At 72.2% G+C, this 14,049-nt stretch carries 9 protein-coding genes; 6 read left to right on the top strand and 3 right to left on the bottom strand.

From position 1 onward, the window contains the following. Nucleotides 1–106: 106 nt before the first annotated feature. The gene (locus tag O0S08_RS24680) at nt 107–412 is read left to right on the top strand and encodes a putative quinol monooxygenase (protein WP_269041698.1); all 306 of its coding nucleotides are present in this window, start codon (nt 107–109) and stop codon (nt 410–412) included. 9 nt (nt 413–421) lie between these two features. On the opposite strand, the gene O0S08_RS24675 is transcribed toward O0S08_RS24680, so the two are convergent. Next, entirely contained in the window at nt 422–2,017 is a 1,596-nt protein-coding gene (locus tag O0S08_RS24675) for a sigma-54-dependent Fis family transcriptional regulator (protein ID WP_269041697.1), read from the bottom strand. Between the two features lie 126 nt (nt 2,018–2,143). Here O0S08_RS24675 and O0S08_RS24670 point away from each other — a divergent pair, with 126 nt between their 5' ends. Both O0S08_RS24670 and O0S08_RS24665 read left to right on the top strand, forming a co-directional pair. After that, nucleotides 2,144–2,614, top strand: a complete 471-nt coding sequence (locus tag O0S08_RS24670) for a nuclear transport factor 2 family protein (RefSeq protein ID WP_269041696.1) — start codon at nt 2,144–2,146, stop codon at nt 2,612–2,614. A gap of 213 nt (nt 2,615–2,827) precedes the next feature. After that, nucleotides 2,828–4,591 carry a S53 family peptidase gene (locus tag O0S08_RS24665; RefSeq protein ID WP_269041695.1) on the top strand — a complete coding sequence of 588 codons (1,764 nt, stop codon included), beginning with the start codon at nt 2,828–2,830 and terminating at the stop codon, nt 4,589–4,591. A gap of 80 nt (nt 4,592–4,671) precedes the next feature. Here the strand turns inward: O0S08_RS24665 and O0S08_RS24660 are convergent, their stop codons facing one another. Further along, on the bottom strand, nt 4,672–5,199 hold the full coding sequence (locus O0S08_RS24660; RefSeq protein WP_269041694.1) for a hypothetical protein: 528 nt from the start codon (nt 5,197–5,199) through the stop codon (nt 4,672–4,674). A gap of 246 nt (nt 5,200–5,445) precedes the next feature. On the opposite strand from O0S08_RS24660, the gene O0S08_RS24655 reads away from it, so the two are divergent. From O0S08_RS24655 to O0S08_RS24645, 3 genes are all read left to right on the top strand, one after another. Next, nucleotides 5,446–6,858 carry a beta-helix domain-containing protein gene (locus O0S08_RS24655; protein ID WP_269041693.1) on the top strand — a complete coding sequence of 471 codons (1,413 nt, stop codon included), beginning with the start codon at nt 5,446–5,448 and terminating at the stop codon, nt 6,856–6,858. A gap of 101 nt (nt 6,859–6,959) precedes the next feature. Continuing rightward, complete coding sequence (locus O0S08_RS24650; RefSeq protein WP_269041692.1) at nt 6,960–8,564, top strand: ATP-binding protein; 1,605 nt, start codon at nt 6,960–6,962, stop codon at nt 8,562–8,564. Beyond that, nucleotides 8,543–13,135, top strand: coding sequence for a hypothetical protein (locus tag O0S08_RS24645; RefSeq protein WP_269041691.1), 4,593 nt, complete (start codon nt 8,543–8,545; stop codon nt 13,133–13,135). Before O0S08_RS24650 ends, O0S08_RS24645 begins: the two co-directional genes overlap by 22 nt. Here O0S08_RS24645 and O0S08_RS24640 read toward each other — a convergent pair. After that, the gene (locus O0S08_RS24640) at nt 13,036–13,455 is read right to left on the bottom strand and encodes a hypothetical protein (protein WP_269041690.1); all 420 of its coding nucleotides are present in this window, start codon (nt 13,453–13,455) and stop codon (nt 13,036–13,038) included. The two genes, O0S08_RS24645 and O0S08_RS24640, sit on opposite strands and share 100 nt — an antisense overlap. Nucleotides 13,456–14,049 lie beyond the last annotated feature (594 nt).

Genomic DNA, 14,049 nt, shown 5'->3' with positions numbered 1-14,049 from the left:
ATGCGCGAGAGGTGCATCATCCGGTGAGATCGAGAGGCCCGCACCGGCCGCGCGCTCGACGATATGAGCAAATGACAGCGGCGCTGCCGGCGGACAGCTTGTGGGCATGACCACCGCCACCGAACACGTCCACGTCGTCGCCACCCTCCAGGCCCGGCCGGAGCACTCCGCCGAGCTCGCGGCCCTGCTCGGCGAGCTCGCGCGCACCAGCCGCGCGCAGCCCGGCAACCTCCGCTTCGCCGTCCACCAGCAATCGTCGAACCCGAACCAGCTGATCACGATCGAGCACTGGGACGGGCTCGAGTCGGTCGACGCCCACATGACGAGCCCGCACGTGGGGGTGGTGCTCGAGAAGCTCGGGCCGCTGCTGGCCGCGCCGCCGCAGATCGTGCGCTACAGCCAGATCGCGTGAGCACGCGGCTCAGCCGTCGGTCTTGCGGAAGCGATAGGCGAGCTGCGGCCGCGTGAGGCCGAGCAGGCGCGCGGCGGCGGCGAGGTTGCCCCCGGCGCGGGCGACCGCGCCGCGGATCAGGGCCTGCTCGAGCGCCTCGATGCCGGCGCGGCGATCGAGCAGGGCGTCGATGAGATCGTCGACGCCCGGGGCGGCGCCGTCGACGGCGCTGCCGATGGGCTGCAGGATTCCGGCAGGCGCGAGCTCGAGCCGCGCGGGCGGAGCCTCGTCGCCGCCGAAGAGGTGGCCGCGATCGATCGGCTCGTCGTCGCCGACGAGGACCGCGGCGCGGGCGACCCGGCCCCACAGCTCGCGCACGTTGCCGGGGTAGTCGTGATCGAGGAGGGCGTTGTTGGCCGCCTCGGTGACGCCGCCGAGGCGACGGCCGAGCGCGCGCGCCTGCTGGTCGAGGAAGCGGCCGAGCAGCAGCGGGATGTCCTCTCGCCGCTCGCGCAGCGGCGGCAGCCAGATCGGGAAGGCGCCGAGGCGCTGCACCAATTCGTCGCGGACGGGGCCGCCGCGCCGGAGGTCGAGCCGGGTGCTGGCCAGCCAGCGCAGGTCGCAGTCGCCGGCGTCGAAGGCGTGGAGCAACCTGTCCTGAAGGTCAGGCGTCAGGCGATCGAGGTCGGCGAGCAGGAGGCTGCCGCCGCGGGCCCGCGCGAGGGCGTCGTCGAGGCCGGGGCGATCGAGGGCGCCGGCGCGGACGACCACGAACGGGCCGGCGGCGCGGCGGCTGCGGTCGTGCACCGCGCGGGCGAGGTGACGCTTGCCGACGCCGGCCTCGCCCTCGAGGAGGACGGGCAGCTCGGATCCGGCGACGCGCTCGACGAGGGCCCAGGCGGCGCGCAGACCGGTGGCGCTGCCGAGGACCGGACCGTCGTCGCGCGTCGCGGCCGGGGCGGTGCCGCCGGCGCTCGGGGCCGGGTTGGGATGGGTGGCCAGGAACTCGAACTCGGGCGGCACGGGGCCGTCGCCGAGCGGGCGCCCGACGATCCGGCAGTGCCGCGCGCCGCAGGCCCGACACGCGACCTCGCGGTAGACGATCGGCCGGCCCATGAAGACGGTGGTGAAGCCGCTGGCGTAGCCGATCAGGGTCCAGCACACCGGCTCGGCCGCGCGGCCCTCGCTGTCGAGGTGCGCCTCGACCTCGGCCGAGCTGCGCCAGGCGAACTCGCCGCGGTAGTGGCCGCGCTCGATGTCGAATTGCACCTCGAGCGGGCGCACGGACACCATGCCCTCGAGCGCGTGCAGCTGCGGGCCGGCGGAGAACAGCTCGTAGTAGCTGGCGGTGCCGCGGACGCGGCGGGCGTACTCGCCGTCGCGCTGGCCCGAGACGTAGCCCATGCGCGTGAGCACGGCCCGCGCCCGGGTGACGCCGAGCGCGGCGATGAGCTCGCGCCGCAGCGCCGCCAGGGCGCCGACGTGGACCAGGACCATGCGCTCGTCGCCGAGAGTGATCCGGCCGTCGCGCGGCCAGAAGCGCAGGTGCTTGAGCAGGTCGGCGCTGTCGGGCCACCGCAGGGCGTCGTCGTCGCCCGCCGCGACGAAGGGGCCTTCCTCGCTCACGCCTCGCGACCTTAGGCCGGGCCCAATGCCCCGCGCAAGCCCTGCGAACGCGTGAATCCTGCCGCCGGGCAGATCCGCGCGCCGCCGGCGACGAAGACCCCGGCCTGCGGTAGACTCCGCGCCCGCATGCACGCCAACGCCGAGACCATCCAGCGCTTCTACACCTGCTTCGCCGCCCGCGACGCGGCCGGAATGGCGGCCTGTTACGCCGACGACGTGGTGTTCAGCGACCACGCGTTCCCGGGCCTGCGCGGGCGCGAGGCCGGCGAGATGTGGCGCATGCTGTGCGAGCGCGGCCAGGACCTGAAGCTCGAGTTCCGCGACGTCCAGGCCGACGACCGCCAGGGCTCGGCCCACTGGGAGGCGTGGTACACGTTCGGCCGCACCGGGCGGAAGGTGCACAACGTGATCGAGGCGCGCTTCGAATTCCGCGACGGCAAGATCGTGCGCCACGACGACGACTTCCCGCTGTGGACGTGGGCGCGGCAGGCGATGGGCGTGCCGGGGCTCGTGCTCGGGTGGACGAGCTTCTTCGAGCGCTCGCTGCAACGCCAGGCGCGGCGCCAGCTCGAGGCGTTCATGGCCGGCCGCTCGTGAGCGGCGACCGCGAGTGGCGACAATCGCCGCTCGCCCGCCCGGACGCGGTGTCACGATTGGCGGGCGGCCCCCGGCGATCGCGGCAAATCACATGAGACTGCTTGCGGGGCGGTGAACCTGGAACACGGTCAAGCCGTGCCGCCACGCCCGGATTTCACCGGACGAGGCCCGCGGCACAGGGGGCGATGTATGATGATTCGCGCGGGTCATGCGGTGGGCGGTCTCGTCAATGTCGCGTCGCGGACTGCCGCGCTGGTGGTGTTCGCCGGCTGCGGCGAACCGGAGGCCGTCGGCACCGCGACGGCGTCGTTCGGCAGCGGCACCGGATCGATCGACGACGGGTTCGAGACGATGGTCGGCTGGTCGGGCTCGACCGGCTGGGTGACGACGGGACCGGACGACCCGATCGGGCCGTGCGGCGACGACCCGCTGTGCCTGCCGCCCAGCGAGATGGTGCCGACCGACAAGCCCGACGGGCTCCCGAGCCCGTTGCCGGGGGTCTACGACGATCAGGGCGTGGCGCCGCCCGACGCCGGTTTTCGGGCCCTGATCGGCTTCCCGACGCGCCAGCGCGAGCTGCTCGAGGACCGCGTGGCGCTGATGTACGCGCCCGGGAGCCCGCTGTTCCGCGGCTACATGACGGTCGACGAATGGATGGCCGAGCACGCGCCCGACCCGACCGACGTCGGCCTGGTCGAGAACTGGCTGCGCTCGCGCGGGTTCACGATCGACTACGAGGCGAAGAACCGCTTGCTGGTCCAGTTCTCGGGCACGGTCGCCGACTTCAACGCGACCTTCCAGACCGAGCTGCACATCTGCCTGCGCAAGAACCCATTGTGGGAAGATCCGCCGTTCCCGGTCTATTGCACGCTCGACCGGTTCACCCTGCCGAAGTTCGTCGCCGAGCGCACCAACGGCCTGGCGAGCGCCGACCTGCCGGCCGAGAAGGGCGAGCTGACGCCGGAGGTCGGCGCGATCGTGGCCGACCCGCCGGGGCCGGAGGCGTACGGGCCGCGGGCGTTCTACGGCGCGTACAACCTGCACCCGCTGTTCGACGCCGGGTTCACCGGCGCCGGCTCGTCGATCGGGGTGGTCGCGGCCGGGACGTATCACGCGATCGACCTGCAGATCTTCTGGAAGTCGTTCGGGGTGGTGCGCGAGCTGCCGAAGCGGGTGGCGGTGATGGAGCCTGTGTTCGAGCGCGTGACCGAGACCGCGCTCGACGTGCAGTGGGCGACGTCGATGGCGCCGGGCGCCGAGGCGGTGGTCTACGAGGGGCCCGACGCGCGCAACACGTCGCTGCTGTTCACCTGGAACCACGCGATCACGGCCAACGAGGTCGACGTCCTGACGTTCTCGTTCGCCCACCGCGAGGACTCGGAGCCGAAGCCGCTGCGCCACCAGTACGACGAGTCGGCGCTGATGGGCGCGGCGCTCGGGATGACTCTGGTGTCGGCCAGCGGCGACTCCGGCATGCCCGACACGCCGTGCTCGAGCCCGTACGTGCTCTGCGTCGGCGGGACGGAGCTGGTCGCCAGCCAGGAGGGGATGATCGAGAAGGAGTGGGCGTGGGTGATGTCGGGCTCGGGCCCGGCCAAGTCGTTCGCCCGCCCGTACTGGCAGGACGCCGACGTCCACATCGACCGGCGGGCGATGGCCGACCTGGCGCTGTGCGCGTCGACCGATTACCCGATGTGGATGCGCCGCTGGTCCAAGTGGGAGTACTTCGGCGGGACGTCGTTCGCGGCGCCGGCGTTCGCGGGGATGCTGGCGGTGGTGAACGGCTACCGCCGCTCCCTCGGGCTGCCCCGCGTCGGCTACCTGAACCCGATCCTCTACGGCGACGAGACGACGCGCTCGACCTTCCGCGACATCAAGTACGGCGCCACCGAACATTATCACGCCGGGCCCGGCTGGGACTATCCGACCGGGCTCGGCGCCCCCGACGTCGCCCTGCTGGCGCTGGCGCTGCCGTAGACCATGGCCTGAAGGGCATGCGCGAACAGACCTGTCCTCATGGGCATGCCAGATGGGGCATGTCCTCGGGGACATTGTCGTCATTGACGGATCTCGTTCAGCCGCCGGCGGACGTCGTCCCAGGTCGGCGGCTGGTCGGAGGCGGTCTCGCTCCAGTTGGTGGTCTCCCACCCCTGGGTGAATTTGAGGCCGTTCTTGATCGCCTTGCTGTGCACGGTGCCGAACACGAACTTCATGCGCGCGGCGTCGTCGCGCCACAGCGAGATCGTGCGCGCGCTGCCGCAGCGCTCGGAGGTGGCGAAGCGGGCGCCGAGGAAGCCGTCGTGGGTGAAGAGGTCCATCATCGGCGGCTGGGTCTCGGCCGACAGCGCGTCGGTGTTCTCGGGGGTGTGCCAGCCGACGGTGGTGGCGACGACGTGCGGCTGGGGCAGCGGGGCGATCAGGTCGCCGCTGTCGTCGAACGCCGGGCCCATGAAGGGGGTCGGATCGAGGTCGGACTCGTCGCACGCGGCCAGCTCGGCGATGGTCGGCTCGTCTTGCGGCGGGTCGTCGTTGTCGCACGCAGGCAAGAGCAGGGTGAGCGCGTAGAAGGCGGTTCGGGGCTGCATGTCCGCCCTCAACACCGCGCGCGGCCGGAAGTGTCACCGCGGCGATCGCGGCGGTGCGCGTCGCGATCGCGCGCATGGAGAGTCTCCTCGAGGGGCGTCGTTCGCAGCGGCTCGCGCGGCAGTCACCGCGGTTTCGCCGGCCGATGCGCACGTGCGTGAGCTTGTCACGGCGTCGGCGAGCGGCCGCGGTGATCCGCGGGCCGGGCCACGTCGGCTACAAGGCCCGCATCTTTGAAGGAGCATGACTTGAAGACTTCGACCTGGACGACCTCGGCGGTGCTGACCCTCTGCACGTTGAGCGCGTGCCCCGCAGAGGAGGCGACCACCGATTCGCCCGACACCGACACCAGCACCGGCGCGACGGCCACCGACACCGAGGCGCCGACCACCGGCGCGCCAGAAGCCTGTCCGGCGCCGATGGCGGGGCCGACGATGCACGACGGCGAGGTCGGGATGAACGAGGTGTGGACGGCCGACGGGAGCCCGCACATCGTCACGCGCTTCGTGTCGGTGCCCGACGGGGCGACGCTGACGATCGAGCCGTGCGCGGAGGTGCGGATGCAGGCCGACGCGGCGCTGGTGTTCGGCCACACGAGCTCCACGGTGGTGACGACGCTCAAGGCCGAGGGCGAGCCGGAGCGGCCGATCCGCTTCGTGCGCGACGGCGAGGCGCCGTGGAGCGCGCTGGTGGCGTATCACACGGCGCAGCTGCTGCTGTCGCACGTGACGCTCGAGGGCGGCGGGTCCGACGGGTTCCTCTACAACGCGTCGCTGGTGCTGCGCGGCGACAGCGAGACGCCGACCAAGAAGCTGGCCCGCGTCGATCACGTGACGGTGAAGGACTCGGTCGGCACGGGGGTGCTGGCGCAGTGGGTGTCGGGCTTCCTGCCCGAGTCGACGCAGCTGGTGGTGACCGGCAGCGGCAGCGCGGAGAACCCGTACCCGGTGCGCCTCGGCGAGCACACGCTCGATTCGCTGCCCGACGGCGACTACACCGGCAACCTGGTCGACAAGATCCACATCGACGAGGAGGGCGCGAACAGCAGCGGCGGCCTGCAAGAGGACGCGACGATGCGCGACCGCGGGGTGCCGTACCACTTCGGCGAGTTCGGCGGCTCGCGCTTCAGCGTCGGCGGGCCGGCGCAGGCGCTGACGACGCTGACGATCGAGCCGGGGGTGAAGATCGAGTTCCTGCCGGGGACCGCGCTGGAGATCGAGCACTGGACGAGCGACGTCGAGCCGGCGACGGGGGCGCTGGTGGCGGTCGGCACTGCGGAGCAGCCGATCGTGTTCACGTCGGCGGCGGAGACCCCGGCGCCCGGCGACTGGATCGGCCTGTGGTACGGCAGCGTGCCCGCGGCCCACAACCGCCTCGAGCACGCGCGCGTCGAGTATGCGGGCGGCGAGTGCGGCTGCGTCGGCTTCACCTGCGCCGAGGCCGACGAGGCGAGCATCCTGTTCGTCGAGGGGATGCCGGCGAGCGCGTTCATCCAGAACACGGCGATCGCCCACAGCGCGGGCAACGGCATCTCGCGCGGCTGGCAAGGCGGCGGACCTGACTTTTCGGCCAGCAACACGTTCGAGGACATCGCCGGCTGCGAGCAGACGGTCCCCCGCGACGAGAACAACGCCTGCCCCGAAGGCGACGGCTGCGGCTGAGCGGCCCCGGTCCTGCGCGCTGCGGGGCGCTTCCGCTCCGCCTCGCGCGGGGCCGTAACTTGCCGGCCGGTCGCGCCCGGAGGTACCGTGCTCGCCGATCGATGGCGAGGCAGGCCCCGGAGATCACGAACGTCGGCGACGCGCTCGAGGGCCTCGTCCACCAGTTCGCCGATCCGTGGGCGTTCCTCCGCGAGCTGGTGCAGAACTCGATCGACGCCGGCAGCCCGCAGATCGAGGTGCGCATCGATCACGACCCGAGCCGCGGGGCGATGATCATCGAGGTCGCCGACGCGGGCGAGGGGATGACGCGCGAGATCATCGACACGCGCCTCACCCGTCTGTTCTCGTCGGCGAAGGAGGGCGACTACACGAAGATCGGCCGGTTCGGCATCGGCTTCGTGTCGGTGTTCGCGATCGATCCGGATGTGGTTTGTGTCGACACCGGTCGCGCCGGCGAGTGGTGGCGGGTGGTGTTCCGCCGCGACCGCTCGTTCGAGCGGATCCGCCTGCACGACCCGGTCGAGGGCACGACTGTGCGGCTGTACAAGTCGGCGTCGGCGACCGAGGTCGAGACGGCGCGAGAGAGGGCGCGCGAGACCCTGGCGTATTGGTGCAAGCACGTGACGATCGAGCTGCTCCTCGACGGCGAGCGCGTGAGCGGCCCGCTCGACCTCGACGGGCTGTGCAAGGTGCGGCACGAGGAGGAGGGCACTTCGCTGGTGATGGCGATCGTGCCCGAGGCCGAGGCGCTGCGCGGCTACTACCACGGCGGCCTGACGCTGCACGAGGAGCGCGACGCGTCGCTGCCGTTCATCGCCTACAAGATCGACTCGCGCTTCCTCGAGCACACGCTGACCCGCGACAACGTGATCCGCGACGAGAACTACGCCAAGGCGATGACGATCGTGCAGGAGGTGGCGCGCGGGCGGCTGATGGACCAGGTGTTCGCGGCGCTCGAGCGGATCGCCGCCGGCGAGGCCGCGCCCGCGCACGTGCGCGAGCTGCTGTACCGCTGCGCGGAGGCGCCGTTCAACTTCCGCTACGCGCAGCCGCGCTGGCTGACGGCGAAGGTGCTGCCGACGATCGGCGGGCCGCCGGTGGCGATGAAGACGCTGCGCGAGCAGGCGACTTCGCGCCCGGTGCTGTGCGCGACGGCGATGTCGCCGCTGGTCGCGGCGATGCGGGCCGACAAGCACTTCGTGATCGCCTGCGCGCCGCGCGACGCGATCGACACTCTGGTGTACACGGCGACCGCGGCGTGGGCGACGCCGATCACTCGGTGGTGCACTGCGCTGCCGCTGGCATCGGAGGAGGCGAGCGCGTGGGCGCCGCTGTGCGCGGCGCTGGCGGCGTTGCTGAAGGCGCGCGGCTGGAAGGTCCGCGAGGTGACCGTGGGGCGCTTCGATTACCCGGAGTCGGCGATCGCGGAGCGCGTGGCGATCACTCAGGCGCGCTTCGGCGAGTGCACGAAGACGGCGGACGTCGGCCTGCTGGCGAGCGGCTGGCTGGCGAGCGGGCGCGTGCTGGTGCTGTCGGCGCTGCACCCGACGCTGCTCCACCTGCGCGCGGTGGCGAGGCGCGAGCCGGAGCTGGCGGCGTACCTGGCGATCAAGTCCTTCTTTCTGCACGGCGAGCTGAGCTCGACGGTCGACGCCGAGCTGGCGAGCGCGGCCGCGGAGGCGCGATGGCGACGGATGGACGGCTGAACGAGCTGGTCGACGAACTGCGGGCCGGCGGCGAGGTCGACTCGCAGGGCCGCTTCACCCTGGACCGCGCGCAGGCGCGGGCGAAGATGCAGAAGTTCCAGCTGGCCGACGCGCGCCGCTACGTGCTCGAGCTGGTGCAGGCGGCGGCGCTGCGCGGGGCGACGCGGATCGCGTTCGACATCGACGCCGACGACATGCGCATGCGCTTCGACGGCCGGCCGTTCAGGCGCGCGGAGCTCGACGAGCTGTGGGGATCGATCTTCGCCGACGGCGACGAGGCCGACCTGCGCGGGCTCCGGCAGCTGGCGCTCGGCCTCAACGCGGCGCTCGGGCTGGGGCCGAGCCAGATCGTGCTGCGCAGCGGGCCTTCACAATTGCGGCTGGTGCCCGGCCGCGAGGACGCGCTGACGACGATCGAGCCGCCGATCGCGGAGACGACGATCCACGTGGAGAAGCGGCTGCACGTCGGCCTGCTGATCGCGTTCTTCCGCGACCTGCGCGGCAGCCTGGCCGAGGAGGTGTACCTGCGCGAGCGCTGCGCCCACGCGCAGATGTCGATCACGCTCGACGGCCAGGCGATCGCGTTCGGGCCCAGGGTCGCGCACGCGATGCTGACGCTCGAGCTGGCCGAGCCGGGAATGACGGGGATGGTGGCGCTGCTCCCGGGCGATTCGCCGGCGGAGGTGCACCTGGTCAAGGACGGGGTGTGGATCGACACTCACCCGCTCGAGGGCGTGGGGCCCGGGATGGTGGCGATCGTCGAGGCCGAGGCGCTCCGCAAGGACGTGTCGATGGCGAAGATCGTCGCCGACGCGGGCTTCGAGCAGGTCGCGGTGCTGGTCCGCGCGACCCGCTGGGCCCTGCTGGCGCGCGCGGTCGCAGGGGTGGAGAGCGGGGAGCTGCGGCCGGAGTCGGTGATGCCGCGGATCCGCGCGGAGGTGCTGCAGTTCCTCAAGCTCCGCGACCTGCGCAAGCGGGCCGAGGTGGCGCCGCTGGCCCGGGCGATCACGTGGATGGACGCGAGGACATGTTCGGAGGGACATGTTCAAACGGTCGGCCTGGAGGTGCTGGCGGGGGCGGTGACGACGAACGCGGAGAGCGGGGCTCGTGAGCTGCGCTACGCGACGGGCACGTACTCGACGCTGAAGGCCGAGGGCCCGCCGATCCCGCGGGTGCCTCGCGCGGAGGCGAATCAGCTGGCGCGGCTGCTGGCGTGCAACGTGATCGCGGTCGACGACGCGCTCGCGGCGGCGCAGCAGCGCGAGAGGGCGCGGCTGGCGTGGCTGCAGCGCCGGACGTCGCCGCAGTTGCCGAAGAGCCGGAAGTACCTGCTGCGCGCGCCGCTGGCGGCGACGGCGACGATCCGCGGGGAGCTCGGGCTGGCGGCCGAGGCGGTCGAGGGCGGGCGGACGGAGGGGCGGATCTGGCTGATCGGACAGGGCTGTCTGCTGCGCCAGATCGAGGTCGACTGGGGCGTGGCGGGGCTCGAGCTGGCGGTCGAGGGGCCGTTCACGCCGGGCGAGATGTTCGACGACGCGGCCCGCGACGCGGTGCTGGTCGAGGTGGTGCTGCGCGCGCTGGCGGCGCTGCAGGGGCCGCTGGCCGATCTGGCCCAAAGGTCAGGCGGGACGTCGACCAAGATGGGCGTGCGCGGGGTGGTCAAGGCGTGGCTGCTGCTGGCGCTCGACGCGGAGACGCGGGTAGGCCTGTGGCAGCGGCTCGGGGTGCCGGAGGCGCTGTGGCCGGGTCAGGAGGTCGTGGGGCAGTGGTTGCCGTCAGCGGCGCAGCTGCGCGCGTCGTCGTGGCCGCTGGCAGCGCTGATGCACGTGCCGCTGTTCGAGGACTTCGACGGGGCGCGGCGCTCGCTCGACGAGCTGGCGCGGCGACAGGCGCGGGTCGGTCGGCTCGAGGAGATCGATCGCTCGGTGGCGCAGGAGCCGTCGCTCGGCCGCGAGATCGCGTGGCTCGGCCGCGGCGACCGCAAGATCCTCGCGGGCCTGCTCGGCGGGGAAAGCATGCTGCAGTCGTGGGCGCCGACGCTGGCGGTGCGCCGCCGTGAGCGCGAGTTCTGGGCCCAGAACGCGCGCTCGAGCGAGGAGCTGACGCGCGCGGCGCACGAGGCAGCGACCGCCGCGGGGATCGAGCCGGGGCTGTGGTGCCATTCGTGGCGCACGGAGGAGGTCGAGGCGGTGTTGACGCTGCATCCGCCGGGACTGGCGAGCGCGCCGGCGAAAGAGGTGCCGCCGGCGACGATCGAGCTGCGCTTCGAGGGCCGACCGTTGACGAGGCGCACGCTCGAGCTGGGCTTCGGGCCGATCACGGGGTTGGCGTCGGCGACGGGGCTGCGGCCGAACGCGAGCTGGGACGACGTGGCGGAAGAGGCGGCGGTCTCGGCGGTGGCGATCGCGCTGCGCAGCGCGGCGTGGGCTCTGGTGATGGGCGTGGTCGACCGCTGGGTGCGCGGGTCGGGCATCGACGATGCGACGTGGACGTGGTTGCGCTCGCAGCTGCTGCGTCGATTGGCCGAGAGCACGCGCGCAGAGGTGCTGGCCGCGGCGCCGCTGCTCATGCAAGTGCCGCTGTTCGCGACGATCGGCCGGCGAGTCCTGAGCCTCGAGGAGGTCGAGGCAGTGGTGGCCGCAGAGGGCCGGATCGCGTGGGTGCCGATGACGACGCCGGGGGCGACGCTGCCGGAGCCGCCGATCGTGCGCGAGGATGCGCCGGCGATCGCGGCGCTGCGCCGGTGGGTCGGTGAGGCAGGCGTGGTCGACGGGAGCGAGCGGGTGCGGGCGCAGCGACTGGCGCGGCGCCTGGCCGAGCTGCCGACGATCACGTCGCTGACTCTGGACGCGGCGAGCGTGTGGACGAAGACGTCGCTGGCGGACGAGAAGGGCAAGGTCGAGGGCGAGGTGGGGTTGCGCCGCGAGAACGGCGAGGCGACGCTGCGCATCGATGTGTGCCTGGACGGGCGCAAGATCGGGGAATTCGTGCACGAGGGCGCAGCGGCGCCGCTGGTGGCGATCGCCAGCGATCTCGAGCTGCCGCTGACGTCGAGCGGCGAGGTCGACACTCGGACGAAGCGCTATGGTCATCTGCTGCGCCGCTGCCGGCGGGCGGCGACGAATCTGATCGTGGCGCTGTGCGAGGGCTACGAATCGCTGCCGGTGAACGAGCGCGCGGCGGGGCGGGTGCTGCTGCTCGAGTACGCGGCGCGGCGGATCCAGCAGGCGACGAAGGAGGGCTCGGAGCCTGGGCGCGGGGTGGAGGCGGTGAAGGCGTTGCCGCTGCTGATCGATGTGTGGGGCTCGCGGTGCTCGCTGGCGGAAATTTCGGTGCGCTCGCAGAAGTCGTTCGAGGTGGTGACGAAGCCGGTGGAGGCGCCGCCGCGCTCGGCCGAGTCGGAGCGCAGGATCCTGGTGGTCGACCCCCCGGCGCGCCGCTTGCTCGAGGCGCTGGGCGAGGTGAAGGTGCTCGATTATCGCTGGGAAGCGGAGCTGGCGGCGATCCGGGCGCTGGCCGCGGCGCCGGAGTGCAAGCTGCCCGATCTGCGCGAGGTGGCGTGGGTCGATCGCAAGGCGATGATCGCAGGCGGACTCGAGGCGCACCTGTGGATCCCACGCACACCGACGAATGACGATACTGTGGCGCTGGCCCGCGAGGGGCGAGAGGTCGGGCGAATCCAGGCAGCGCCGGGGCTGCCCTGCGCAGGGATCGTGAGCGGCTGGGGGCTGAACGGTGAATCCGGAGCAATGAGGCTGGACGCGCGCCAGCACAGCAGCCTGGGCAAGCAGGTGTGCCGGCTGTACGAGACGCTGGCGAAACAGGTGAAGTCCGGCGGCCGGATGAACGCGAGCGAGCGCGACAAGGCGGCGAACTGGCTGGCCCACGTGGATGAGTCGCTGGAGAGTGCAGAGGGGATGTCAGGGGACCTGGGGAAGGCGCTGACGGAGCTGAAGGCGGCGCTGGCGGAGATCGTGCCGCCGGCGCTGCGCAAGGCGCGGGCGAAGGCGGCCGAGGAGGCGAGGAGGCGCGTGGAGGCGGAGGCGGCGGCGCAGCAGGAGCTGGTGAGGCTCGTGCAGGATGCGGCGAGGAGGGCGCAGGCGAGGGAGCTGCAGGTGCAGCAGCAAGAGGTGCGGCGGGCGTTTCTCGGGGAAGGGCCGGGGAAGGCTCCGGGGGCGGAGGCCGTGGCCTCGGCAGTGCCGGCGCCCGCGCCGAAGCCGACGCCCGAGCAGCAGTTGCTGGCGCTGGTCCGCGCAGAGCTCGAGTGGGCCCGTGCGCGCCACGGGTCGGCGCTCGAACAGCTGCGCCTCGATCGCCTGGCCATCGGGACAGGTAGCGAGCCGGGCATCGCCCGCTTCGACGAGGGGATCGTCCTACAGCAGCGCCACTCGCTGATCGCCCGCGCACTCACCCGCCTGGCCATCGACGAGGCGCCCGATCCGATCGACATGATGTTCGTGATGGCGAATGTCTATACTGTGATGAACGAGGTGGCGGAGGAGATCGAGGCGCACGACGAGCAGGCGTTCGTGGCCCGGCTGGCGGAAGGGCTGGCCGCGGGGCTGGGGTGAGCGGTAGCGAGTCGATGGGTGGCCCGAGGGCGACGAGGGTCCAGTCTTTCGCACGTCGCACACCTGAAGGCGGAACCTTCACCAGCGGCCTTGGGCAGACGCAGGCGAGGGGTCGGTCGGGCCGAGTTTTTTAGGGGTCTTCGATGCAAAAGAGGGGGGAGCTCCTCCTCGCCGGGCCAGAGGATGCCGTCGCCGCCGGTCGTGCAGGCGTTGGTGCAGGCGTCGCCGTCGACCTTGTTGCCGTCGTCGCAGGGCTCGCTCTCTTCCTTGACGCCGTTGCCGCAGGTGGGCTCGGTGCAGTGCTGGGGGCAGGTGGTCATGGACTCGCCTGTCCCGCAGACCATGTCCCGCAGACACACGAGTCGTCGTCGCCTCATCGGCTTGACAGACGGTGTCGCCGCAGCTGTCGCTGCAGTCCTCGGCGCAGACGGCGGTGTTCTCGTGGAGGTCGCAGAGGCCGTCGCCGCAGCTGCCGGGGTGGCATTCGATGGGGCAACGGGTGGGGTCCTCGGCGGGGGCGCAGAAGCCGTCGCCGCAGCCTGGGCCGGGGAAGTCGCGGGGGCAGGTGTCCTGGGTCTCGCCGTCATCCTGCTGGCCGTTGCCGCAGGTCTCGCGGCAGGCGGCAACGAAGGTCCAGTTCTCTCGGGCTTCGCAGACTTCAGCGCCGGGGCCCTCGCCGGTGGCCTCGGACCAGACGCAGTCGTCGGGGCAGGAGACCTGGTTCTCGTCGGGGTCGCAGACGAAGTCGTGGTTACACTCCCAGGGCAGGTGCTCGGACTCGCTTGCGCAGGTGGTGAGGGCAAGGGCGAGTAGGGAGACTCCGAAGCGCAGACGACCCTCGAGTCGACTGGGGGCAAGTGCCCGACCGTTGCGGTGGTTCACGGATCCTCGATGCAGAAGAGTGGGGCAGAGAA

The sequence above is a fragment of the Nannocystis punicea genome, assembly GCF_026965555.1.
Taxonomy (GTDB): Bacteria; Myxococcota_A; Polyangia; order Nannocystales; family Nannocystaceae; genus Nannocystis; species Nannocystis punicea.
This window is presented reverse-complemented; position numbering and strand designations above follow the sequence as displayed.